Genomic DNA, 24,996 nt, shown 5'->3' with positions numbered 1-24,996 from the left:
CGAATGAACGTATACGTACTATTGCTTACCATCGAAACAGCAGAGTAACGAAAAAATTATGGCGCAGGAGAAGTTCGGGCGATGGCATAAAGTTGTGCGCAATTTTTATATCAGAAGACATGTCTGTAAATATGCCTAAGACCAAAGCATCACCTAAGAAAGCAATTGAAACCGGTAGTGGTATTTTGCCCCCGGCGTTTAGCCAATGGTTCAACAATAAAGGCTGGGCGCTTCGAGATTACCAAAAGCAGATGCTTGCGCAAGATAGTTACAATACGACATTATTGATTGCCCCAACCGGAGCTGGTAAAACTTTATCGGGCTTTCTACCTAGCTTAGTCGAGTTAGCTCAATCGCCACAGCAAGGGCTTCACACCTTATACATTTCACCGCTTAAAGCACTAACCCAAGATATTCATCGCAACTTATTGCAACCTATTGAAGAAATGGAATTGCCGATAACGGCAGAAACCCGAACAGGCGATACACCTTCGCATAAAAGACAGCGCCAACGAAAAAAACCGCCAAATTTGCTGCTCACTACCCCTGAATCGCTCATGTTAATGCTGAGCTATGCTGATGCTGACAAACTATTTGGAAAATTAAAGCGAGTCATTATTGATGAAACCCATAGCCTAGTAGCAAACAAGCGAGGAGACTTTTTGTCATTAGCACTAGCACGGCTTTCAGTATTGTCACCCGACATGAAGCGGGTAGGGTTGTCGGCCACGGTCGCTTACCCAGAAACGCTAGGTGCATGGCTTGCTGGCACAGAAGGCACCGCTAATATCATCAGCGTGAAAGCGGGTGAAAAACCAAAAGTAGACATGCTGCAATCTGAAAACCGTATGCCCTTCGGTGGCTTTATGGCGCGCTATGCCATTACCGATATATATAAGGCCATTGAAGACGCAAAAACCACTTTGGTGTTCGTAAATACGCGGGCCCAATCCGAACTGATTTTTCAAATGCTGTGGGAACATAACACCGCTGCCTTACCCATAGCCTTATACCATGGCAGTTTAAGTAAAGAGCAGCGGCGTAAAACAGAAGCCATGATGTCTAGCGGATTGTTAAGGGCAGTAGTGTGCACCTCGGCGCTAGAGCTAGGCATTGATTGGGGCGATGTAGACAAGGTAATACAAGTTGGAGCCCCAAAAGGGGTAAGCCGAATGCTACAGCGAATAGGGCGAGCAAATCATAGATTAGACGAACCCAGCGAAGCTTTGCTGGTGCCCGCTAATCGCTTTGAAGCCCTTGAATGCCAAGCCGCTATTGATGCAATTAACAAAGGCGAGCTAGATGGCGATGCGCCGCAATCGGGGGCATTGGATATTATCCCCCAGTTTATTGTGAACTGCCTATGCAGCAATGCTGACACGCCAGATACGCTTTACGAGCAAATACTTATGGCGTCGCCTTATCAAGGGCTCAACAAACAAGATTTTGAGAAGTTATGGCAGTTCGCATTGGATGGCGGTAGTGCGCTTAATGCCTACGAGCGATATCAGCGCCTAATGCAAAACGATGATGGTACGTTTTCACCGGCCAACAGGCGGGTAATACAAAGGCATCGGCAGAACATAGGCACTATTGTTGAAGCGGGTAGGCTAAAAGTGAAGCGTATTCGCCGTGGTAATCAAGGCAAAATTATTGGTGAAGTGGAAGAGTACTTTGCCCAGCAACTTACCCCAGGCGACACCTTTTACTTTGCTGGCGAAGTGCTTAAATACGAAGCCATTCGCGATATGCAGCTGCACGCTCGCCCTGCGAAGGCAAAAGAGCCTAAAATTCCTAGCTATTCTGGTGGTCAAATGCCACTGTCGACGTACCTGGCTGATGGGGTTAGAGCAATATTAGCGAATCCCAAGAGTTGGCGTAAATTGCCCGCGCAAGTACGAGAATGGTTGAATTTACAACAACAGTTCTCACAGCTTCCTGAGCCTGAAAAAGTATTGGTGGAGCAGTTTCCTTTTCGTAACGTGAACCATACGTTGTACTACACCTTTGAAGGACGAAAAGCGAACCAAACCTTGGGCATGCTGGTTACCCGTAGAATGGAAAAAATGGGAATAAAGCCATTGAGTTTCAGCGTGACCGACTATGGTTTGTCGATAAGTGCGGTTAAACAGATTACCGATAAGCAACTGCAGCAACTGTTTCAGCCAGATATCTTAGGCGATGAGCTAGAAGATTGGATGCTACAAGCGCCGATGTTAAAGCGTTCTTTCAGGCAGGTGGCGGTAGTAAGTGGCTTAACCGAACAGCGTTATCATGCTAGTCAGAAAACCATGAAACAGGTAACGTTTTCTACTGATTTAATTTACGACACGCTGCGTGAGCACGACCCCGATCATATCCTTTTAGCGGTAGCGCGGGCTGATGCTGAACGGGAGTTGCTAGATTTACAGCGCTTAGCAAATTTACTTATTCGCTTTGTTGATAGAACCACGTTAGTAAACTTAGAAAAAGTATCGCCCATGGCGATCCCTATTGTGCTGAACATGCGAAGTGAACAAATTAAAGGGGCGGGTGCTCAGGCGATACTCGAGCAAGCCGATTTATATGCAGAAGCAGAAAATATGCTAGATGAAGTACGGGCATTGTTGTCCTAAAAGCTAAGAGCAAAAAGCAAAAAGCAAAAAGCAAAAAGCTAAAAGCGGTGGCGTGGGGTTGGAACTGGAACTCGCCGTGAATACATCCATGTAGGCTCTGATGCAGCATCCATGCTGCATAAGGTTCCATACCCAACCCCACGCCACCGCAAGAGGCGCAATAGTGCGAAAGATTAATGGTGGGGGAATGCAGTGAGAAACTCGCCGTGAATACATCCATGTAGGCTCTGATTCAGCATCCATGCTGCATAAGGTTCCATACCCAACCCCACGCCACCGCAAGAGGCGCAATAGTGCGAAAGATTAATGGTGGGGGGATGCAGTGAGAAACTCGCCGTAAATACACCCATGTAGGCTCGGATGCCGCATCTATGCTGCATAAGGTTCTATACCCAACCCCACGCCACCGCTATAGGTTAGTTCCTAAGTAGGTGTGTGTAGTAAGTAATACGCCGTGAATCCATTTATGTAGTCTCTGATGCCGCATCTATGCTACATAAGATTCGATACCCAACCCTACGCCACCGTTATAGGCGAGTGCGTTTGGGAGTTTGGAGGTGGTGGGAGGTGTTAAATATTATGAAAGAGGTTAGTAAGTGGCAATAAGTGAGCAGTGGCTGTCGGCACAGGTGGCGTTGCGTAGTATTAGTATTGTGAAATTTGCAGAGCTCCTTTGGTTGCTAGATGCCAGAGGTGTGGCGTATTTGCCGTCGCTTGATTGGCTGGTGGTATCAGATTTACACCTTGAAAAAGGCAGTTACTTGCGTAGTTATGGTAATCCGCTGCCAAGTGTCGATTCAGTTGCTACGCTTAAACGCCTGCAGCACATTATTCGCGATTATAATCCTGCTCGGGTGATTAATTTAGGTGACAGTTTCCACGATAAACACAGTATGTCTCGGATGACCGCTGAAGACAGAAGCCTCTTATGTGAGATTATAAATAGCGTTCCTTGCTGGGATTGGGTGGAAGGTAATCATGACCCTGATTTACCCGAAGGAATTCCCGGTAATCCATGTCATGAAATAGTGCAAAATAATGTGGTGTTTCGCCATGAACCAGAAATGCACGGAACCGATCTAAGTACGAAGGGCAAGGTTCAAATCAAGCAGCAAGTCATTGGTCATTACCACCCTAAAATACGTAAAACCATTTCCCGCCGTAGATTTTCCGGTAAGTGTTTCGTGGTTACTGAAAACTTATTTATCATGCCAGCGTTCGGGCAATTTACGGGGGGCTTAGATGTGGATGAAGAGGTCATGTTATCGCTAGCATCCAAAAAATCCCGCGCTTGCTATATGTTGTATGACGGTACGATTTTTAAAGCTTAATCGGCAAATTTTCATAATGCTGAGCGCCATAAAAAAACGGGCAACTAAGTGCCCGTTTTAATTCGTGGTAAAGCCTTGTAAAAGAATATAAGGCCGTTAGTGCTAATCGCGCCAGCGTTTGGTTAAGTCTTCGTATGCATCAATGCGACGGTCACGGAAATAAGGCCAAATACGTTTTACTTTTTCAGTGCGGGTTAAATCTAGCTCTACCGAAAGGGTAGTTTCACCTTCGGCTTCTGCTTTCGCTAGAATTTCACCTTGCGGGCCCGTAATAAAGCTTTGCCCCCAAAACTGAATGCCTGGGTCGCCATCAACAGGTGATGCTTCAAAGCCTGTGCGGTTTGCTACGATGACCGGCACCGAGTTTGCTACCGCATGTGAGCGCTGAATGGTTTCCCATGCGCCATGCTGGCGGCTACGCTCTTCTTCAGTATCCGTGCTATCCCAGCCAATTGCCGTTGGGTAAAACAATAAATCAGCGCCAGCCATTGCCATCAAGCGTGCGGCTTCTGGATACCATTGATCCCAACACACTAATACGCCCAATTTACCCACGCTGGTTTCAATTGGCGTAAAGCCCATGTCGCCCGGTGTGAAGTAAAACTTCTCGTAAAAGCCTGGGTCGTCAGGAATATGCATTTTGCGATATTTACCGGCAATCTCTTTGCTTCTATCAAATACCACAGCGGTATTGTGATAAAGACCAGAACCGCGCTTTTCAAATAAAGAGGTTACTAACACAATATTGTGTTTTTCAGCCAGGTCACCAAAGAAATCTGTTGCAGCACCTGGAATAGGTTCGGCTAAATCAAAGGCGTCGGTATCTTCCTGCTGGCAAAAATAAAGGGTGCTATGAAGTTCTTGCAGCAAAATACACTCACAGCCTTCAGCGGCGAGTTTCGCGACTTGCTCAGCACTTTTGTTCCAGTTAGTTGCTTTGTCGTTATCAGCAACAGACTGTTGTACCAAGCCTATCTTTAGCTTAGTTCGTTGCATGTACAGACACTCCTTTTGAGAAGGTGGAAATAACAGATTCTTTCAACGTATTTGTGGGTACCTGCATGGAAATACAATGTAAACTGCCAAATTGCTTCACCAACACCGAGCAATCTATAGGCTCGATAATATGGTCGGGGTAAGCCTGCTGCATTTGGCTAATCGCCGCTTCATCTTCAGGTTGCCCGTAAATAGGTAAGAGCACCGCACGATTACAGATCAAAAAGTTGGCATACGATGCAGGTAAACGCTCGCCCTCGTCGTTAACAATATTGGGTAGTGGTAATCGATATTGTTCGTGCTCAGGCATTGCACTGGCGCACTCATCACAAAGCGCACTTAACCCTGCATAATGACTGTCGGTTTTGCGATTATCAGCCGCTTGAATAACTAGGCCTTTATTTGGCGTGAAACGCACAAGGGTATCTATATGCCCGTCAGTATCGTCACCTTCAAGGTGACCATGTTCTAACACGGTAAACGTTTTGCAGCCTAGCATGTCGTTAAAGGTTTCAGCGTAATCATTGATAGTCATATCACCGTTGCGCTTAGGGTTTAATAAACACTGAGAGGTGCTAAGCAAGTGGCCTAGGTCGTCAATTTCTAACGCGCCACCTTCAGCCACTACTGGGCTACTTCGAAGGGGCAATTTACACAATGAAGCAAGGTAGCGTTGGTTAGCCATATTGTCTTCACTGGCATCAAACTTTTCACCCCAACCATTAAAGCGAAACTCTACTGGCGCCCCAAAACCTTCTGTATCGCGACAGGTTAAAAAACCGTAGTCACGCACCCAAGTGTCGTTATAAGACGCAGGCACAATCAGCACACGTGCGTGATCGCCTAAACGCGATTGCACATTATCAACATCGTCAGGGGCGCACAGCAATATCACACCCGCATGATAACGGTTGACCGCCGCAATCACGTTCAAGTAGGTCTCACGGGCTTCTTCTAGCCATGGCGCCCAGTCGGTTTCTGCATGCGGCCACGCCAGCATTACAGCATCAACGGTTTCCCATTCAGGAACCAGTTTACGACTACCTTGCATGTTTATTCTCGATAGAAATAAATAATGCGTGGATTATAACTATCCTACTCACGCCAACCAATAGCAAACTTGATGAAATTCTTTGGCTGTCACGATTACAACAGCGACTTGTTCTTTCGACACATTTTGTGACAATTCTTCTGCTGCTCCTATCAAGCTAAGCTTTCTGATGTTTATGAGGTGAGCTTCCTAGTATTTCTAGCCTGTATTTCGATGATCAGGTTTGCAACATCAATTCATGCATTATTCGACATTTTATTTTAATTGGCACCTATATCAGAGGCTGGTATAACGGGGCAACAACGTATTTAATGTGCTTAGCTTGCAGGAAATATAAATTTCACCAAGGTGAATTTGATAATAAAAGGATGTGATATGCAATTTCAAAAATTAATGAGTATTAAGGTTCTTACCTTAGCTGTTGTCGCTATTGCCGTAGTCTCTGGTTGCGCTAGTACCTCTTCAAAAGTGGTTGAAACCCCAAAAGTGGAAAGCTTCAACTCTCAGTATACGGGCACCAAAAGTAAGCTGGTTGTGGGGCAATTTGTAAATCGTTCTAACTTTCAAAATGGCATCTTTTCAAATGGTCAGGACCGGTTAGGCAACCAAGCAAAAACTACCTTGATGGGGCATTTGCAGCAAACAAATCGCTTTAGTGTTCTCGATCGCGACAATATGGATTTGCTTGCCACTGAAGCATCTCGCTCAGGTACTACGCAATCGATAGCTGGCGCACGATTTGTAGTAACAGGTGATGTTACCGAATTTGGACGCAAAGCCATCGGTGATAAGCAATTATTTGGTCTTCTAGGTAAAGGGAAATCTCAAATTGCTTATGCAAAAGTCACTCTAAATGTAGTAGATGTAACAACATCTGAAGTAGTTTACTCCGTAGCAGGAGCTGGCGAATATAGTTTGTCTGAACGTGAAGTTATTGGGTTTGGGAGTACCGCTAGCTACGACGCAACGCTTAATGGAAAAGTGCTTGATTTAGCCATTCGCGAAGTAGTGAACAATTTAGTTGATGGCTTAGAGTCTGGTGCTTGGGCAATTTAAAACAATAAAAGGTCGTGAGTAAAAAATAATGAAAAAAATGATACTAATAACCTTACTTGCCCTAGGTATAGTTGGTTGTAAAACCACTGAGCCGCTTTATTACTATGGCGAATACAATAGTGCCGTGTATAGCTACTTTAAATCTGAAGATGTATCGCTGGAGGCGCAGATTACTGTGCTTCAACAAGCAATAGAGCAAGCGGCCGCACAAGATAAAGCCATTGCTCCTGGTATTCATGCACACTTAGGAATGTTGTATTTCGAAAGCGGGAATGGGGATAGAGGGACACTGCATTTTGAACAAGAAAAGGCGTTGTTTCCGGAGTCTGCGCAATATATCGACTTTTTATTAAACGCATCTAACGCCAAAGGAGTCTAGTAAAATGAATGTATTTAAATTAGCTGCTTCATTTATGGCGATAAGTTTATTAACAGCCTGTGTTAGTGCTCCACCAGCATATGATTACACTGCATTTAAAAATGCTGCGCCTGCGTCAGTTGTGGTATTACCTCCAATTAACAATACGCCTGAAGTTATCGCACCTTACAGCGTGATGTCTCAACTTGCTCGACCCATTGCAGAGTCTGGCTTTTATGTCTTTCCAGTAGCGTTAGTAGACCAGACGTTTAAAAACAATGGGCTTACGGTAGCAGAAGATATTCATGCTGTTCCGACAACGAAATTACATGAAATATTTGGCGCTGATACAGCGCTTTACGTCACGATCACAGATTATGGCACAAGCTACGTAGTTATCTCGAGCGAAACGAGAGTCACAGTATCTGCGTCGTTAATGGATTTAAAAGGCAATACTGTGCTTTGGGAAGGAATGGCAACGTCTTCATCAGCTGAGACCCAGAACGCCAACTCAGGTGGCCTTGTGGGTATGTTAGTTCAAGCTGCCGTTAGTCAGATTTTCGAAACAGTAACTGATAGAGGTTTTGATATTGCAGCATTAACGTCTAACCGTTTGCTGTCGGCAGAAAGTCACAACGGTTTATTGTACGGTCCTCGCTCACCGAAGTATGGCCAACCTACCCCAAGTGAAAGTGCTAATTAATATTGCTTGAATTTTGGTCTGTTTTTCATGGCGCTTTGTTTTCATAAACGAAGCGCTATTTGAGTGAGTGACACTGTGCCACTATTCCTAGTGGCTATTACTAGTCGTTTGTTTTTTGATCTTATTCCCCTTAAAGAGCGTTTTATCTGAATAACTATAAAACACGCCCTTAATAGCATTTTCAGATGAGGCTAATCTCAGCATTTGCTCGATCAATAGCCGCTAGAATGCTAAAATATGGCCATTAGATGTCGCCAAACCTTTGCCAAAGCGTAGTTATATGCCTTGGCCGTAATCATGCTATTCAGTAGTCTTGCGTTGGCTTTCAGGCGGTATTGTCATTTGCATCTTGGTATCAAGTTAGCCTTAATCGTGTTGATTACGTTTAAGGGTAAAGAAGTATTTACGGATAGGGTTAATGTTAGCAAAAGAAGCGGTAATTGTGCGTGACGCACTAGAGCCATCAATTTCTGAATCGGCACAACGTGTCAGAGCAGCGCTTGAAGAAAAAGGGCTTGAAACGCCTATGGTGGCGAACGGTTTGTCCGACGAGCAAAAACGTCAGAAGATTGAAATCGCAATGCGTGACGTGATGAATACGCTTGGGCTCGATCTTACCGATGACAGTTTGCACGACACGCCAACCCGAATTGCTAAGATGTACGTGAACGAAGTTTTTGGCGGTTTGGATTATCGTAATTTTCCCAAAATAACCCAAATCGAAAATAAGATGCGTCTTGATCAGCCTGTTCAAGTGTCAGATATTAGTTTAACAAGCACATGCGAACACCACTTTGTGACTATTGATGGTCTCGCTACCGTTTCTTATATCCCCAAAGATACTATTATCGGGTTATCGAAATTAAACCGCTTAGTAAGTTTTTTTGCACAGCGCCCTCAAGTGCAAGAGCGATTAACGCAGCAAGTACTTGTTGCCATCCAGACCTTAGCATCCACCGATGACGTAGCAGTAAGCATTAATGCTACGCATTATTGTGTGAAAGCCAGAGGGATACGCGATACTAATTCGTACACTAAGACGTCTGCGTTAGGTGGAAAATTTTTGTCTGATGTGGAATTGCGAAGAGCATTTTTTAGTTAACCTTCTTTTAGAAACACGAACGACAGTCACTAAAAACCGCTCTTAGAGCGGTTTTTTATTTTGAATGAAACTCTGTTTCTAGTTCGCTGATAATAAGGTTGATACGACCTTCTACACCATTTGCTGCGATAAGGCTTAAGTTCTTTTTGCAACACCCACAAGTTTCAACTTGCTCTTGATACATATCGCGAATGGTGTGCTCAGAAAAGTCGTTGAAAGCGCCGCAGTATGGGCACATGTATTCTAGGGTTGTTTCGGGCTTCATATATTGTCCTTTTAAGCTTCATCCATATCCATATGGTGACTGCATATTTTAAGCTTCAGTGTTGAATGACTGCGTCTATTCGTACAGTAATACGATGCTATTTAGCAAATCGATTACTCTTACTAAATTATAGTCGTAAATTGATAGGTTGCCTGAGGAATACGCTAGAATCTCGCTAAGTTGCGGCAGAGTAAAAGAAAATACATTGTCCATTACTGGCCGCCGAAAAGAATAGGGGCTGAAAGTACCGTTATTGCTTTAGCCAATACTGTTGAAAGGGGGCGAGGGAGATTGTTGATTCGTTGCCGTTCAGTACGTTGCCGGTAAGTAAGTCGGTGGCGGGCTTGTGCCCAAGCGCACCGAGTAAGCCACCGGTTATTTGCTGTGATTGTTCGCTAAAATTACAAATAGCCAATAGCTTTTCACCCGAATCGTTTTCTCTTATATAAGCGAAGCAATGTTGATTGTCATTGTCCACAATGGTAGTACGTGATGCACCGAAGATAGGGTTACTACGTCTTATCGCTAACATGTTTTGCAGGCCTCGAAATACCAGCAAGCTGGCATCTTGTTCTGCCGTTAGCTGACTGCTTGGCTCAGAAAGCGCAAGTTCAGTATCTTGTTGAGTTATAGCAATCCTATTAACCCATCTGTCATCGTGGCGCTTTGATGGGTCGTTCAAATAATCATAGTCGTTTAACTTAGCGAGCTCGTCACTTGAATACAGCAAGGGAATACCGCCGATACTAAAGGTAATGCCGTACATAAGAAGCATGCGCTTAATAGCATCTTCAATGCCTTGTTGGTCATTGGTGTCAAGTGCCCCTTCTAAGCCGCAAAGTGAGGCTAGAGAGCCACATACACGGCAATCGCCGTTAGATGGATTTTCAGCAAATGGTACACCATTAGCAAAGCTACCTTCGAACCTACCCGTAAAAAATTGATTTAAAAAGAAACGGTGGTCATGCGGGTTCACGCCAAGCTCGTTGGCAATATTATCGTCAAACGTCCACCCAATATCATCATGGCAACGCACATAGTTAACCCAAGTGCATTCATCGCTAATCGAAAAGCTTTTTTGCATTGAGCGCGTCAACAGGCGTGTTTTACGGGTAGCCAAACTGTTCCACAACAATGCCATTAATAACGGGTTATAGGAAAGTTGGCACTCGTTTTTACCAATGTATTTAACCACTTCATCGGGGTGCACAATGGCCTCAGACTTAAACACCACCGCTGGCGCAACAATTTGCAAGCAGGTGTTAAAGGCTTGAATGAGCAGATGGGCTTTTTCTTGATTCTCACAGTCAGTTCCCATTTCTTTCCAAATGAATGCAAGGGCATCTAGTCGCAGTGCTGCACAACCAATATTCGCAAGAAATAGCATTTCTCCGGTAATGGCATTAAACACCTCGGGGTTACTGTAATTTAAATCCCATTGAAAACTATTAAATGTGGTCCATACCCACTTTTGCATGTGTTCATTAAAAGTGAAGCTTCCACGCCTAACCTGAGGAAATATTTCTCGAAGCGTGTGCTCGAACTGATCTGGCAACGTGCGGTCGTTGAACAAGTAGTAGTAATGTTGGAACTGTTTGTTTCCCGCTAATGCTTCTTTCGCCCAATGATGCTCGTCTGACGTATGATTAAACACAAAATCGAGGACGAGATTTATTCCCTCTTTTTGTAGTGTGGCCGCTAGCGACTCAAGATCTTCCATAGTCCCTAAGCAAGGGTTCACTTTACGATAATCAGATACAGCATAACCGCCATCGCTGTCTCCTTTAGGTGAATCGTAAAGCGGCATTAAGTGTAGATAGGTTATCCCGAGCGCTTTGTAATAAGGAATACGCGTGTGTAAATCTTTGATGGTTGGGCCAGCAAGGTCTACGTAAAGCGCCATACCTACTTGGTTTTCATCTTTGTACCAGTTAGGAGATTGAAGTCGAAGGTTATCTATTTTTTTCAGCGCAGGTTTGCGGTTTTTAACACCGTCACGCAGCACATTGATAAGCTGTTGAAGATGAAAGTAACAGTCGAACTGGTGGCCGTAAATAGTGATGTATTTATCGAATAAGTCGCCAAAATGCGTTTTAACTCGGCGAGTAAATAAGGCGGCATCTTTTTTAGTTAGCATAGATAAATCAGTGCTTGCCATAATACGATTTAGGCAAACATTACTATCAGCGGCATAGTTCATAGCTTGTTCCATTTTATTACCTTAAAACTACCTTACAAAAAGCGTGGCAAAGTAAACTCAGTTTAATTTGCGTTTTCGACAATTCTAGCGAAAATTGTCACGACGAACTTAATCGATTAAGTTGTATTGTAGTTTAGGTTTGCAAATGAATCTACTTATCTGTTTAGTACCATACCCTTCATTGTTTGATGTACTGCGAAAACCTTTAAATATTAGCGGCATAAAGTCTTAAAAAAAGCAGGCTAAGCCTGCTTTTTTTTATCTAATAGTGCAGAGGTACATTTCGTACCAAGCCGGTTACACAGAAACACTTACATAAAACTACATTTCATAGAGTTCAAGCGGTAAACCGTCGGGGTCAGCGAAAAAGGTAAACCGTTTCCCGGTGTATTCATCTGCGCGAATGGGCTCACATTCCACCTTATTTGTGGCTAAATGCGCAATGACCTCATCAATGTCGTCTACCCTGAACGCCAAGTGACGCAACCCCTGAGCCTCCGGCCTTGAGGGCCTCGCTGGCGCACCAGGAAACGAAAATAGTTCAAGTTGACCGCCATCGGGTAATGCTAAATCGCACTTGTATGATTTTCTCGCTTCGCGATAATTTTCAGCAATAACGCTAAGGCCAAGAATGTCGGTATAAAAGCGTTTAGACGCAGGGTAGTCGCTACAAATTAGCGCGACGTGGTGAATTCCTTTTAACATAAGTAAACTCCGTTAAAGCATGACCCGAGGGTGCTGCACACAATCATACCCTATGGCATCTCTTGTCCACGAGAGGTTTCAAGCAATAAGTACCAATGTTCGCGAGTCAGTTTAACATTCATTGCTTTATGACAAGCTTTTATACGCTCAATATTGGTTGTACCGAGCACCGGTTGAATATTGGTAGGATGGCGCATTAACCAAGCTAATACGATGGCTTCTGGGCTAGTCTCGTATTCGGCGGCCAGAGAGTTGACTAATGCAGCCGTAGCGGCATCAGTATCGTTGTGGGTACTGGCGCCCGTATACTTGCCTTGTGCCAAGCTTCCCCATGCCTGAAGTTGCACTTTGTTCATCATGCAATACTCAAGTGTACCTGGTGCATAACCAGAGTTACGGTTTGCCGGGCTATTAGTGGTAACACCATCTTCTAGCCAGTCTCGAAACGCTAAGCTCATCTCCAATTGGTTCGCCACAATTGGGCTTGAAAGCGCCGATTGAAGGTACGCCATTTGATGCCCATGCATGTTTGAAACGCCAACGTGCTTTATCTTACCTTGTTGTTGCAAGGAAGAAAGCGTGGTAGCAACTTCGTCCAATTCCATTAACGGATCGGGGCGATGAAGCAGCAAAATATCAAGTTGCTCAATGTTCAAACGCTGCAAGATACCTTCTACCGAAGATTCAATCCATTTTGCTGAGAAATCGTAGCGCTTTGGTCCTAAATCATCTTCGAACCGTATCGCACACTTAGATTGCAGAATCATACGTTCTTTCAGCGACGGGTTTTCTTTTAAAACCTTGCCAAACACTGTTTCAGCTTTGCCAAAAGTATAGATATCTGCATGATCGAACACATTTATATCAAGAGCCAATGCTTGTTCTATTACCTGGTGTGCTTGTAACACATGTTCTTTTGTTGCTGCTTCGTTGTTCCAGCCACCACCAAGGCCCATGCAGCCATAGACGAGTCTGCTTGCGTTTGGGAAATAGTTTTGCATCTTATACTCCAAATAAATGTGCAACTGCGTTGGCAGTCACAATAACGTGCTATTTTGCTAAAGTAAGCCATATATAGATGAAGCTAGGGGATTAGTCGATGTTTAACACATTGAATACGTATGAAGGTATTTTTCGCCGATTGTTTAGCCAGCATAGTAAAAAATGGTTTAGTGTAACCATGTTATTTACGTTGGTTGGATGTACATCAATACCAGATGGCATCAAGCCGGTGGAAGGATTTGAGTTAGACCGCTATTTAGGTCAGTGGTACGAAGTAGCGCGCTACGATCACAGTTTTGAAGAGGGGCTATCCAATGTGACGGCCACCTACGCTATGCGCGGCGATGGTGGCGTAAAGGTTATCAACCGAGGTTATTCTCAAGAAGAAGCAAAGTGGGATGAGGCTGAAGGGAAAGCTTATTTTGTATCAACGGCCGATACTGCGCATTTGAAAGTATCATTTTTTGGTCCTTTCTATGCCAGTTATGTTGTGATGGCATTAGACAAAGAAGACTATCAATATGCCATGATAACAGGGCCTGATAGAGACTATTTGTGGATATTAGCGAGAGAAAAGACCTTACCTCAAGAAACTATCGACGCCCTTTTAGCCCAAGCTACGCAGAACGGCTTCGATACTAGCAAATTGATTTGGGTCTCTCACGACACGCCTTGATAGTGAGAAGCAGACGTTTTTGCCAGCCCCTATTTAGTCGAATTGTGGTATACTTTGCGGCAAAATATTGTAGGGACATTTGCTGTGCTTCAAGAAGCTGTTTTCAATCGAGCGGATAACGCTTGCGAGTTGTGTAAGAACACCGAAAATTTAGACGTTTACATGGTACCCGAGTCACCAGATGAAACTGCTGGCTGCGCGATACTTACTTGCCAAACCTGCCGAGATCAACTTAACAGTGAAGCCGACATAGACGCCAACCACTGGCGTTGTCTTAATGACGCCATGTGGTCACCCACACCCGCAGTTCAAGTGGTTGCTTACCGTATGCTTAATAAAATAAGCGGTGAAAGCTGGGCACAAGATTTGTTAGACATGGCCTACTTAGAAGACGATGTTAAACAGTGGGCTGAAGCGGGACTTATTGAGCAAGAAGCGACGCTTGATTGTAACGGTGCTGCACTGCAAGCTGGTGATAATGTGCACCTTGTTAAAGATCTTACCGTGAAGGGAGCTGGCTTTACGGCGAAGCGCGGTACACCAGTAAGAGGCATTAGCCTAAGCGATAATCCTTTGCATATTGAAGGTAAAGTGAATGGTACCCGCATTGTTATTATCGCGGCTTATACAAAAAAATCTTAATTGGTCTTAAAGAAGAGAGCTTTCGGTTATGCAAACGCTAACGATTAGAACCCCCGATGATTGGCACTTACATTTTCGTGACAACGAAATGTTAGCAGAAACTGTCCCAGCTACAGCCCGTTGTTTCCAGCGTGCCATTGTTATGCCCAACTTAGTTCCACCTGTGGTGAATGCAAGTATGGCGGTTGATTACAAACAGCGGATAGAAGCGGCTCGCCCAGCCGGCAGCAACTTTGAACCTCTAATGACTCTCTTTTTGACGAACACCACATCAGTACAAGATATTGCTGATGCGAAGTCCGCTGGCGTAACGGCGTGTAAGCTATACCCAGCTGGCGCAACGACCAATTCAGATGCTGCAGTAAAAGGTATCGAGGCGTTATACCCTGTTTTTGAAGCCATGGAGGCTCACGGGTTACTACTGCTTATCCATGGTGAAGTTACCGAATCGCATATTGATATCTTCGACCGTGAAAAAGTGTTCATCGATACGCACTTGTCACCTATCGTGGCGGCTTTTCCGAACTTAAAAGTAGTGTTTGAGCATATTACTACCGCAGACGCAGCAGCTTTTGTGGTAGATGCTAGCGCCAACGTAGGAGCGACAATCACTCCGCAGCATTTATTGTTAAATCGCAATGACTTACTGGTTGGTGGGGTTCGACCACACAACTATTGCTTGCCAGTGTTAAAGCGAAATACACATCAAAAAGCACTGCAAGATGTGGTCGCCAGCGGTAACAGCAAATTCTTCTTAGGTACTGATTCAGCACCTCATGCAAAGCATAAAAAAGAGAACGCGTGTGGTTGTGCAGGTTGCTACAGCGCATGGTCTGCCATCGAACTTTATGCCGAAGTGTTCGAGCAGTTGGGCGCATTAGATAAGTTAGAAGGGTTCGCCAGTAACTACGGTGCCGATTTCTACGGATTACCAAGAAACAACACAACAATGACGTTAGTAAAAGAAGCGTGGACAGTACCTGAAGAGGTCACGTTGGCTGATGGTACCGATATGGTGCCTTTCTATGCAGGGCAGACGCTTCAATGGAAACTAAAAGATACTTTCCAAACACGTTAGCCAGACTAACCAAATGCCTTGTACTGCTTGTGCTAGTGATAAATTCGGTAGCGCATCCAGCAGTTCGGGCAGAAAACGCAGTAATACAGGTGTCTTCTGTTGAAGACGCCAGTACGCATTTTGAATGGCTAAGTCATTATCAGCAACGTTTAGTCAAAGAGATTGCCTTATTAGCGGGTTATCAAACGCAGTTCGATTTACCTGAATCTTCAGTTATCGGTGCAACTACCGATTCAAAAGCCGCTGGTCATTTTGAGGGGCTCATGCCTTCGCCCCGTCTATATGCTGGAGTGCGAAGAACCCCAGAAAATGAGCATCAGTATTACTGGGTGACCGCCATTGCGGCATTTGCATGTGAAAAAGCGGTGTCAGTGTGTAGTAATAATACAGGGGCAGGTAACGGAAACGTTAGTCTAAGCTACGTAGCCTTAAAAAATAGCGAAGAAAATAAAACGTTAGCAGAATCTCTCTCCTTAGCGGCGAGTGAATATAAAGTGTCTGCTGACTATAAAGAACTACAACATAGCGTTGCTGAGAAACTCGGCACATCAAAGCATGTGTTTTCATTCGGTATTTTGAGCTTTGTTGGCGAGTTGAACGTTGATTCCAGCGATTTGTGGATCATTTCAGATTTGGTTCCGCTTTTCAGTGAAGTGGGTGAGCATAATGAGTTAGAAGGTATTGCTGCTGATTTCGTTAGAGATGTATTGGATGATGCGGGTATTGCTTCACCCATACTCTACGCCCCTTGGCAGCGCATCGCGAAAGAAGCGATTTCCAAGCCAAATGTACTGGTTTTTTCTATCGTTCTCACTGCGCAAAGAGAGCCTGTATTTCATTGGATTTCACCTATATCCCGTAATCTGCATGGTTTGTTTGGTATAGATCAACACTCATACCGCAATATCGATGACGTTCCTTCTACAATGCGGGTGGGTACGTTAAAGAATGATTACCGTTTCGAGGTGGCTAGTGCAAGGGGCTTCCACACGGTGGCGTACGGTAGCTGGAAGGAAATAGTGAATGCGCTTTTAAGCAATGAGGTGGATGTCATCTTTGCTTCTCAAGGTGCTATAGATTTCGGGTGTGTTGATAAGACACGGTGTAACGATATAAAACAAGTCGCACCATATAAAGTGTCTTCAGCCTACTTGGCATTATCTAAACTCGATACGTCGCTGGTGTTAGTAGAAATGCTTAAACTCACGTCAGCGAAAATTAAGAAAAGTAAGAAATTTAGGCAAACTTCTCAACAATGGAGTGAAGCCGTTCATAATAATCACAATGTTGCCCATCATATTGAAAATGGTGTTGTGCATCTTTGGAAAAAACAGAAATGACAATTGAAACAATAAAGCAGTTGGAAATAAATCCAGCGATTACAAAAGCGTTAGATGCACAAGGTATTTTTACCTTATCGCCTATTCAAGCACAGTCTTTACCTCATGCATTAGCGGGAAGCGATGTTATTGGGCAAGCGCAAACAGGCAGTGGTAAAACGCTTTGCTTCGTAATACCGGCGCTTGAAAAGATTGACCCTACATTATTTGCCACTCAAGTACTGGTATTGTGCCCCACGCGAGAGTTGGCAGATCAAGTTGCCGTGCAGTATAGAAATGCTGCAAAGCAAATTGGCAATATAAAAGTGATGACCATTTGTGGCGGCCAACCTATGGGTCCTCAAATTCAGTCGCTTAAGCACGGCGCTCATGTTGTAGTGGGCACGCCTGGTCGCGTGATGGAGCACGTAGAGAAGCGCAGGCTGATGCTAAAAGATGTACGTTTACGCGTGCTTGATGAAGCCGACCGCATGCTAGACATGGGCTTTGAAGATGACTTAAAAGTCATTTTTTCACCGATGAAGAAGGGCGTACAAACGTTACTGTTTTCTGCTACTTATACGGAAGAAATTGAGCGTATTGCCGATCAGTATTTAACCGAACCAGTGATTTGTAAGGTTGAAAGTGATGAGTCGAACAAACCGTCGATTACTCAAATTGGTTACAACGTACTTGCGCACACACGAATACAAACGCTCAAAGCAATTCTTACCGATTCTCAGCCTAAAACGGCTATCGTGTTTTGTAACCGTCGGGTACAAGTGACCGAAGTGGTCGCGTCGTTACTTGAAGATGGCTTTAGCGCAGCAGGTTTACAAGGCGAAATGGAGCAGTACGAGCGTACAGCAGTTCTTAATCAGTTCGCTAGTGACGCACTACAAGTGCTGGTTGCTACTGATGTAGCCGCACGTGGGCTTGATATTGATGATATTCCTTGTGTAATTAACTACACAGTGAGCGAAGAGCCGGAAACACATATTCACCGTATTGGGCGTACCGCTCGTGCGGGCGCTGAAGGTACAGCAATAACGTTAGTGGGCGACGAGGAAGAACATTTCTTGCGTAAAATTGAAGTGCTACAAGGTACTGATATTCCGCTAAAAGGTGCACAAGGCTTACGTTTCCATAAAAATCGAATCATCCAACCTGAATTTAGCTGCATTTCATTGAGTGCAGGTAAAAAGCAAAAGCTTCGTCCTGGCGACTTAGTTGGTGCGCTTACTAAAGATGCAGGCATACCAGGCGATGATGTAGGCAAAATTGCGGTGCAAAATAGCCAAAGCTTTATTGCGGTTAAGTTGCGTAGTGTAAAGCGTGCTATGAATCACTTCCGCGAAGGTAAAATTAAAGGCAAACGAGTAAGAGCGCGTAAGTTATAGGTGATATCAACTATAATAGCCTAAGCGTATAGAACAAATGCTATGCAAGTATATTTAACGAGTTCAATAGGCAGAGTAAAGGCGATTTCATGTCAGGCGAAACAGATTTAAATACCTTATTGCAAACACTTCAGCCAGTGTTAAGCATTGAAGCGTTTGTATTTGTAAGCGTGCCTTACGCTGTTTCGCCAACTCAACTGGCCAATGCCTTAATGGTGTATAAAGAAGATGAAGGTACAACCCTTATTCTTGAATCATCTTTTGCAAGTAACGAAGGCTTTGCTGTAGACATTACCTTTAAGCGCATCACGTGCAATGTCCATTCAAGTTTAGATGCGGTAGGTATGACCGCAGCAATGTCGGCTGCTCTTACGCGGGCTAATATTAGCGCGAATGTGGTAGCTGGCTATTATCACGACCATATTTTCGTTCCGGTTGGCCGAGCCGATGAAGCCATTGCAGTATTGCTTGAATTGGCCAATCCTTCATAAGCCATAAGCCTCACGCATTCCCCCTAAAGCGCAAACCCTTAATCCGTCAGATTCAGAACAAAAGCTAGCTAGCGCTCGAACCTTGATAACTAACCGCCCCTTTCACGATAAAAAATTGTGCAAGGTAGTATGTTGTCATTACTAGGAAGCTAGATAAGGGAAAGGGTTCTTTAAATAGGGAATGCGCCAGAATACTGTCAGAGCAAATAAAGCAAAAAGCGCCTAATACGATGGTGTTACTCATGTTAAATACTAGCGCAGTGATCCCCATTAAAGATATAGCCGCTAAGTACACGCACACAGGTACAAATAGCTGCCCAGTACTGGGCAATATATGGCGTCCAATAATGAGAGCAAAGACAATAACCCCGAGCACGCCTACTAAGCGCCATCGGTTTAACGAGTTGTTCATAGTCGACAAGCTCATAGTCCCCTGCGTGCAAAAACTCACGATGTAAATAATGTGGGCAACTAAAAAGCTAATTAGCCCAAATATAAACCCGTTTTCAAGCTGTATTGCTAGGAATACATCGCCACATCCACTGGCAATAATAGCCAACGAAATGAGCTGGCGAAAGCGACCTTGTAGCATCGTTATGCTAGTAACGAGCAATATGCAAATAGGCAATACCTTAGGCAAAAACTGAAAAGGGTAAGAAGCTAACGTGAGGGTGAGGAGATAAAAGCAACTTGTTATTAAAAATAGAAGATAAAGGTTTGCGCCGTTCAAGTAGTGGCGTAAATGCGAGGCAAACTTCATAGTATTAAGCTCCGAAAAACCATAGTAAATCTGCAGCTATCAGGCCAACGTGGCTAGCGAATCAATGCTATCGATTTTCGTACGATTTAGGCACGATTCAAACATTCAATGCAGATATAAAAAAGGCGACAATGAATGAATTGCCGCCTCTTCAATAACACTAACCAATACCTATTACCAAATTTTTACGCGCTCTTCTGGCGGTAAATACAAATCATTTTCCTCGGTAACATCAAACGCCTCGTAAAATTCAGGAACGTTGCGCAATGCACCGTTAGTACGGAATTTTGTTGGTGAGTGGGTGTCGGTTTGAATTTGGTTGCGTAAGGCTTCATCACGATACTTGCTTGCCCATACTTGGCCGTAACCAATAAATACGCGCTGATCGCCAGTGTAACCGTCAATAACAGGGGCTTCTTCACCCTCTAAGGTTAAGTGATAGGCTTTAAGCGCAATACTAATACCGCCCAAGTCGCCAATGTTTTCCCCAAGGGTGTATTCACCGTTAACGAAGAGTTCTGGCAGGGCTTCGAATTCGTTGAATTGCTCGACAAGTTTCGCCGTTCTCGCTTCAAATTCTTGTCGGTCTGTATCAGTCCACCAGTTTCGTAACGCGCCATCGCCATCAAACGTCGAACCTGAATCATCAAAACCATGACCAATTTCATGTCCGATAACGGCACCAATACCACCGTAGTTTACCGCGTCTTCTGCATTCATATCGAAAAATGGCGGCTGAAGTATGGCTGCTGGGAAAACAATTTCATTCGCCGTTGGGTTGTAGTAAGCATTAACGGTTTGAGGCGTCATACCCCACTCATGCTTCCATACTGGGCCGCCTTGTTTCTTGAGCATTTCTTCGTAGGCAACATCAGCCGAGCGCTTTAAGTTACCAAATAAATCACTGCCTTTAACGACCAGCTGAGAATAGTCTTTCCACGTATCCGGGTAACCAATCTTCACGGTAAATTTAGATAGTTTGTCTAACGCCTGCTCACGCGTTTCGTCTGTCATCCAATCTAGTTTTTCAATACTGTCTTTATATGCCAGTAAAAGATTGCTCACCATCTCGGTCATGCGCTCTTTTGCTTCAGGCGGGAAGTATTGTTTCACGTAAACTTTACCGATAACTTCACCTACATGGGCATTAGAAAGGCTAACAGCTCTGCGCCAGCGTGGCTCAGGCTCTTCAACTCCGCGTAATGTCTTGCTGTAAAAATTGAAATTAGCGGTGTCGAAATCTTCACTCAAACGGCTGGCTGAGGCATTAAGTAAGCCCCATTTTAAGAATACCTTCCAATCTTCCAATGAGGTTTCAGTAATGAAAGTATCCATTTGCTTCATGAAATCAGTTTGAAGAAATACAATACTGTCTACATCGTCTAATTCCATTTTTTTAAGAAATAATGACCACGGGAAGTTAGGCATAAGAGTGCTTAGTTCTGACACAGGCACTTTGTTGTAGTTAGCTGCCCAATTACGTACTTCCTCTTTCTTCATATGAAGCTCAGCAATACGGCTTTCCATATCAAACAACATTTGTGCGTTATCTGATGGCGCATCAAATTCAGCGAGGGTAAACATGGTTTCAATATGTTTAACGTAGGCATCGCGGATTTCTTGTGATTTGGTGTCGTCTTTAAAATAGTAATCGCGCTCAGGCAGGCCAAGGCCAGACTGCCATGTATAAATCATATAAGATTCTGGCGATTTGAAATCTGCATTTTGACCAACGTTGAAAGGGGTCACATAGCCGTACCGGATGGCATAGGCAAAGTATGCAGCTAATTCATCGTAATTAGTGATATCTTCAATTTTTTCAATGTCGGCATTAATTGGACTTATACCCAACTCATTAAGCGTATCCGTGTCCATGTAAGCACGGTAGAAGTCGCCCACTTTTTGCTCATCGGTACCATCTGCGAAGTCGCCTTCGGCAGAGCTTTTAATAATTTTCATCACATGGTCTTGAGATTCATCACGCAAAATCGTGAAAGCGCCATAACTTGATTTGTCGGCTGGGATCTCAAGGTTATCCACCCACGTGCCATTCACGTATTGGAAAAAGTCGTTGCCTGGATCGGCCGTTAAATCCATGTTTTCTTTGTTCACGCCAGACTTCAACTCTTGCTGTTGCGATACAGCGGTTGGCGCTTGGCTTTCTGGTTGTGTGTTTTGCGGACTACATGCGGTTAGTGCTAATGCAACACTTAAGCTAACTACGCTTTTCAACATGGATTGTTATTCCTATTTTATAAGCTTGTGTGTGAACCAAGTCGTTATTAATTTATGTCGTTAAGTTCATATCTCGTTGGCTGAATACTGACCCATGGCCTATCGAATAAGACATGAAAGACAGTATTCTCTTACGTTAATATTTATCACGCCCCTTCCATTAGAAAAAGCACTTATAGTGAAAATACATAGCTTGTAACAACTTCTGTGTGTAATTTCGATATATTGACCACATAGGGCAGGCAAATCCACCTTTACACTCCATTTAACGCTGAAGGAATTTACATGATTCAATTCGATACCGTGTCACCTTGCGAGTACGCCGATGCATTGCCACGGGAGCAGTTTATGGATTATAGAATTAAGCCGTTATGGCAGCCTATACCACGTATTGCTGGCCCTGCGTTTACAGTGAAATGTGAGGCAGGAGATCACCTTATGCTTCACGCAGCCATTTATCGCGCTAACGCCGGCGATATCATCGTGGTTGAAGCTGATGATAAATTCGCGGTGGCGGGCGGTAACGTGTGTGCAATTGCGCAGTCTAGAGGCATTAAAGGGTTTGTTATCGACGGTGTTATTAGAGACTTAGCAGAAACTAGAGAAAATCAATTCCCTGTCTTTGCCCGTGGTGTAGTGCCTAAGCCAGGTGCTAAAAAGTGTACATCGCCCCTTAATCAGCCCATTCAATGTGGTGGCGTGACAGTGAATGCCGGTGACATTATTGTGGCTGACGAAGAGGGTATTGCGGTAATTCCACAAGCGCAAGCACAAGAAGCTTTTGATATAGCCTTTGCCCGTGGTGAGAAAGATGCAGCCATGACACTTGAGCAGTGGCAAGCGCAGCATAGTGCAAAGGTAGAGAGCATTCTGACAAACTTAGGCTACAAAGAGGAGTAAGCCGATGTTTTAAACCCGAGCATTGAACATATCGTGTAGAATGATGTAATTAAACGCAGTTGATGTAGAACGACACGAGTTATGTTGCATGTTTTCATTTTTTGAACGATTAACACAGCCTTTCCCTAAAGCCCCACCAGGGCAACCTCCAACAGGTATTGTTGCCTTTTGTAAGTACTACACCCAAGGAATGTGGGGCGTTATCGCAACCGTCTCTATTTTAAGTGCCATTGTTGCGGTACTTGAAGTCGCGCTGTTCGGTTTCTTGGGCCAATTGGTCGATTGGTTTTCAGAACAAAATCGAGAAACTTTTTTAGCCGAGCAAAAATGGACCTTAATTGGCATGGCGGTTACCGTGCTGGTGCTGATTCCAGGCTTTATCCTGTTACGCTCACTGTTTTCACGCCAATCGCTTATGGGAAATTTCCCGATGCGTATTCGCTGGCAAGCCCACCGCTATTTATTAGGCCAAAGCTTAACTTTTTTTCACGATGAGTTTGCGGGTCGCGTGGCCACTAAAGTCATGCAAACCGCGCTATCGGTACGTGAAACCGTAACCAAAGTCCTCGATTTACTGGTATACATTAGCGTTTACTTTATTTCTATGGTGGTACTGGTGTTCAGTACCGATTGGCGCTTAGCGGTGCCGCTTGTGGTGTGGTTCTTTGTGTACATGTTCATCTTGCGCATGCTGGTACCCAAGCTTAAAGAAGTGTCACAAAAACAAGCCGATGCTCGCTCTATGATGACGGGTCGAATTGTTGACAGTTACACCAATATCACGACAGTAAAGTTATTTTCTCATAGCCGCCGCGAAGCTGACTACGCCAGAGAAAGCATGGATGGCTTTTTAAAAACGGTGTATCCACAAATGCGTTTGGTAACGGTATTAGAGTTTTGTGTAGAAATGTCGAATGCCATATTGGTATTTACCATTGGCGCACTGTCTGTGTATTTGTGGATGGAAAACTTGGCTACCCCTGGGGATATTGCCATTGCGATTAGTTTGTCTCTTCGCCTAAATGGTATGTCGCATTGGATCATGTGGGAAGTATCGGGCCTGTTTGAAAATCTAGGCACGGTGCAAGATGGTATGAATACCCTAGCCCAACCTATTGCAGTGAAAGATAATCCTAAAGCCACGGCGCTTAGTGTGCAGGGCGGTGGTATTAAGTTCGATAATGTGGACTTTAACTACGCAGGTGCAGATAACCAACCCATCGATGTATTTTCTAATCTAGAGCTTGCCATTCACCCGGGTGAGAAAGTGGGCTTGGTAGGGCGCTCAGGCTCAGGCAAGTCCACGTTAGTTAATTTGCTGATGCGATTTTACGATACCCAATCGGGGCGCATTGTTATTGATGGGCAAGATATAACCCAAGTTGGCCAAGAAACCTTGCGGGCTAAAATTAGCATGGTGACGCAAGATACGTCGCTTATGCACAGGTCAGTACGTGACAACATTCTTTATGGGCGCACCAATGCCAGCGAAGAAGAAATGATAAACGCCGCCAAGCTATCAGAAGCTCATGAGTTTATTCTTACGCTCACTGACAGCCAAGGAAGAACAGGCTACGACGCCCATGTTGGGGAGCGTGGCGTGAAGCTATCGGGCGGGCAACGACAACGTATTGCGATTGCTCGCGTGCTATTGAAAGACGCACCTGTACTAATCTTAGATGAAGCCACTTCTGCCTTAGACTCAGAAGCTGAAGCCGCTATTCAAGCAAGCCTAGATAAAGTGATGGAAGGTAAAACCGTATTGGCTATCGCGCATAGGCTTTCAACGATTGCGCAAATGGACCGATTATTAGTGTTAGAAAAAGGGCAGATAGTAGAGCAGGGTACACATGCCGAATTAATTGCGCATAATGGTATTTACGCCAAGTTATGGGCACATCAAACAGGCGGCTTTATTGGCGTGGAATAGTTTTTCACTGAGATAACGAGTTAAACGGCACAGTAAGTTGCAGAACAACTTGCACTGAGGGAATTACCACCAACATGGTTAACAAAAACCTTGTGCCGCTTGTTATCTTGAGTATAATACGCCTCCCTCCCTTGCGATACCGCACTTTCCATTGAAATGACGCTGAATTCCCAAGGGTAGT

23 protein-coding genes are annotated in these 24,996 nt (G+C 44.4%); 14 read left to right on the top strand and 9 right to left on the bottom strand.

The window, feature by feature from the left end:
* Nucleotides 1-131: 131 nt before the first annotated feature.
* Entirely contained in the window at nucleotides 132-2,615 is a 2,484-nt protein-coding gene (locus tag FLAVO9R_RS18460; RefSeq protein WP_159534729.1) for a ligase-associated DNA damage response DEXH box helicase, read from the top strand.
* Between the two features lie 173 nt (nucleotides 2,616-2,788).
* On the opposite strand, the gene FLAVO9R_RS18455 is transcribed toward FLAVO9R_RS18460, so the two are convergent.
* Entirely contained in the window at nucleotides 2,789-2,995 is a 207-nt protein-coding gene (locus FLAVO9R_RS18455; protein ID WP_159533695.1) for a hypothetical protein, read from the bottom strand.
* A 216-nt stretch (nucleotides 2,996-3,211) separates the two neighbouring features.
* Between FLAVO9R_RS18455 and pdeM the strand changes: the two genes are divergently transcribed.
* The gene (gene pdeM / locus FLAVO9R_RS18450) at nucleotides 3,212-3,946 is read left to right on the top strand and encodes a ligase-associated DNA damage response endonuclease PdeM (protein ID WP_159533693.1); all 735 of its coding nucleotides are present in this window, start codon (nucleotides 3,212-3,214) and stop codon (nucleotides 3,944-3,946) included.
* A 102-nt stretch (nucleotides 3,947-4,048) separates the two neighbouring features.
* On the opposite strand, the gene FLAVO9R_RS18445 is transcribed toward pdeM, so the two are convergent.
* The gene (locus tag FLAVO9R_RS18445; protein ID WP_159533691.1) at nucleotides 4,049-4,942 is read right to left on the bottom strand and encodes a carbon-nitrogen hydrolase; all 894 of its coding nucleotides are present in this window, start codon (nucleotides 4,940-4,942) and stop codon (nucleotides 4,049-4,051) included.
* On the bottom strand, nucleotides 4,929-5,993 hold the full coding sequence (locus FLAVO9R_RS18440; protein WP_159533689.1) for an agmatine deiminase family protein: 1,065 nt from the start codon (nucleotides 5,991-5,993) through the stop codon (nucleotides 4,929-4,931). The genes FLAVO9R_RS18445 and FLAVO9R_RS18440 overlap by 14 nt, the downstream gene beginning before the upstream one ends.
* Before the next feature lie 393 nt (nucleotides 5,994-6,386).
* Here FLAVO9R_RS18440 and FLAVO9R_RS18435 point away from each other — a divergent pair, with 393 nt between their 5' ends.
* The 4 genes from FLAVO9R_RS18435 to folE all read left to right on the top strand — a co-directional run bounded on the left by FLAVO9R_RS18435 (nucleotide 6,387) and on the right by folE (nucleotide 9,212).
* Nucleotides 6,387-7,049 carry a CsgG/HfaB family protein gene (locus tag FLAVO9R_RS18435; protein WP_159534727.1) on the top strand — a complete coding sequence of 221 codons (663 nt, stop codon included), beginning with the start codon at nucleotides 6,387-6,389 and terminating at the stop codon, nucleotides 7,047-7,049.
* A 28-nt stretch (nucleotides 7,050-7,077) separates the two neighbouring features.
* Entirely contained in the window at nucleotides 7,078-7,428 is a 351-nt protein-coding gene (locus FLAVO9R_RS18430) for a DUF4810 domain-containing protein (RefSeq protein WP_159533687.1), read from the top strand.
* A gap of 4 nt (nucleotides 7,429-7,432) precedes the next feature.
* Entirely contained in the window at nucleotides 7,433-8,110 is a 678-nt protein-coding gene (locus tag FLAVO9R_RS18425; protein WP_159533685.1) for a DUF799 domain-containing protein, read from the top strand.
* A 418-nt stretch (nucleotides 8,111-8,528) separates the two neighbouring features.
* The gene (gene folE / locus FLAVO9R_RS18420; protein WP_057795639.1) at nucleotides 8,529-9,212 is read left to right on the top strand and encodes a GTP cyclohydrolase I FolE; all 684 of its coding nucleotides are present in this window, start codon (nucleotides 8,529-8,531) and stop codon (nucleotides 9,210-9,212) included.
* Nucleotides 9,213-9,267: 55 nt separating this feature from the next.
* Here folE and FLAVO9R_RS18415 read toward each other — a convergent pair whose 3' ends face one another.
* The 4 genes from FLAVO9R_RS18415 to FLAVO9R_RS18400 form a co-directional block, all read right to left on the bottom strand.
* Nucleotides 9,268-9,477, bottom strand: coding sequence for a hypothetical protein (locus FLAVO9R_RS18415; RefSeq protein WP_159533683.1), 210 nt, complete (start codon nucleotides 9,475-9,477; stop codon nucleotides 9,268-9,270).
* 250 nt (nucleotides 9,478-9,727) lie between these two features.
* Entirely contained in the window at nucleotides 9,728-11,677 is a 1,950-nt protein-coding gene (locus FLAVO9R_RS18410) for an alpha-amylase family glycosyl hydrolase (RefSeq protein ID WP_159534725.1), read from the bottom strand.
* Nucleotides 11,678-11,998: 321 nt separating this feature from the next.
* On the bottom strand, nucleotides 11,999-12,382 hold the full coding sequence (gloA2, locus tag FLAVO9R_RS18405; RefSeq protein WP_159533681.1) for an SMU1112c/YaeR family gloxylase I-like metalloprotein: 384 nt from the start codon (nucleotides 12,380-12,382) through the stop codon (nucleotides 11,999-12,001).
* 50 nt (nucleotides 12,383-12,432) lie between these two features.
* Nucleotides 12,433-13,383, bottom strand: coding sequence for an aldo/keto reductase (locus FLAVO9R_RS18400; protein ID WP_159533679.1), 951 nt, complete (start codon nucleotides 13,381-13,383; stop codon nucleotides 12,433-12,435).
* A gap of 179 nt (nucleotides 13,384-13,562) precedes the next feature.
* Here FLAVO9R_RS18400 and FLAVO9R_RS18395 point away from each other — a divergent pair, with 179 nt between their 5' ends.
* From FLAVO9R_RS18395 to FLAVO9R_RS18370, 6 genes are all read left to right on the top strand, one after another.
* Entirely contained in the window at nucleotides 13,563-14,060 is a 498-nt protein-coding gene (locus FLAVO9R_RS18395) for a lipocalin family protein (protein ID WP_159534723.1), read from the top strand.
* A gap of 84 nt (nucleotides 14,061-14,144) precedes the next feature.
* The gene (locus FLAVO9R_RS18390) at nucleotides 14,145-14,702 is read left to right on the top strand and encodes a PhnA domain-containing protein (RefSeq protein ID WP_159533677.1); all 558 of its coding nucleotides are present in this window, start codon (nucleotides 14,145-14,147) and stop codon (nucleotides 14,700-14,702) included.
* A gap of 28 nt (nucleotides 14,703-14,730) precedes the next feature.
* Nucleotides 14,731-15,780 (top strand): dihydroorotase, encoded by a 1,050-nt coding sequence (gene pyrC, locus FLAVO9R_RS18385; RefSeq protein ID WP_159533675.1) that lies wholly within the window; start codon nucleotides 14,731-14,733, stop codon nucleotides 15,778-15,780.
* Nucleotides 15,747-17,120 (top strand): substrate-binding periplasmic protein, encoded by a 1,374-nt coding sequence (locus FLAVO9R_RS18380; RefSeq protein ID WP_159533673.1) that lies wholly within the window; start codon nucleotides 15,747-15,749, stop codon nucleotides 17,118-17,120. The genes pyrC and FLAVO9R_RS18380 overlap by 34 nt, the downstream gene beginning before the upstream one ends.
* Nucleotides 17,117-18,499 (top strand): ATP-dependent RNA helicase DbpA, encoded by a 1,383-nt coding sequence (gene dbpA / locus FLAVO9R_RS18375; RefSeq protein WP_159533671.1) that lies wholly within the window; start codon nucleotides 17,117-17,119, stop codon nucleotides 18,497-18,499. The genes FLAVO9R_RS18380 and dbpA overlap by 4 nt, the downstream gene beginning before the upstream one ends.
* An 89-nt stretch (nucleotides 18,500-18,588) precedes the next feature.
* Complete coding sequence (locus FLAVO9R_RS18370; protein ID WP_159533669.1) at nucleotides 18,589-18,990, top strand: ACT domain-containing protein; 402 nt, start codon at nucleotides 18,589-18,591, stop codon at nucleotides 18,988-18,990.
* A gap of 64 nt (nucleotides 18,991-19,054) precedes the next feature.
* Here the strand turns inward: FLAVO9R_RS18370 and FLAVO9R_RS18365 are convergent, their stop codons facing one another.
* The gene (locus FLAVO9R_RS18365; RefSeq protein WP_159533667.1) at nucleotides 19,055-19,750 is read right to left on the bottom strand and encodes a lysoplasmalogenase; all 696 of its coding nucleotides are present in this window, start codon (nucleotides 19,748-19,750) and stop codon (nucleotides 19,055-19,057) included.
* A 174-nt stretch (nucleotides 19,751-19,924) separates the two neighbouring features.
* A complete protein-coding gene (locus FLAVO9R_RS18360) occupies nucleotides 19,925-21,985 on the bottom strand; it encodes a M13 family metallopeptidase (protein ID WP_159533665.1) in 2,061 nt (686 codons plus the stop codon).
* A gap of 285 nt (nucleotides 21,986-22,270) precedes the next feature.
* Here FLAVO9R_RS18360 and FLAVO9R_RS18355 point away from each other — a divergent pair, with 285 nt between their 5' ends.
* Nucleotides 22,271-22,885, top strand: coding sequence for an RraA family protein (locus FLAVO9R_RS18355; protein WP_159533663.1), 615 nt, complete (start codon nucleotides 22,271-22,273; stop codon nucleotides 22,883-22,885).
* A gap of 88 nt (nucleotides 22,886-22,973) precedes the next feature.
* Nucleotides 22,974-24,815, top strand: coding sequence for an ABC transporter ATP-binding protein (locus FLAVO9R_RS18350; RefSeq protein WP_159533661.1), 1,842 nt, complete (start codon nucleotides 22,974-22,976; stop codon nucleotides 24,813-24,815).
* Nucleotides 24,816-24,996 lie beyond the last annotated feature (181 nt).

This window comes from Alteromonas sp. 38 (assembly GCF_902506055.1).
Classification (GTDB): Bacteria; Pseudomonadota; Gammaproteobacteria; order Enterobacterales; family Alteromonadaceae; genus Alteromonas; species Alteromonas lipotrueae.
Note: the sequence above shows the minus strand (reverse complement) of the source record. Positions and strands in the feature narration are given on the sequence as shown.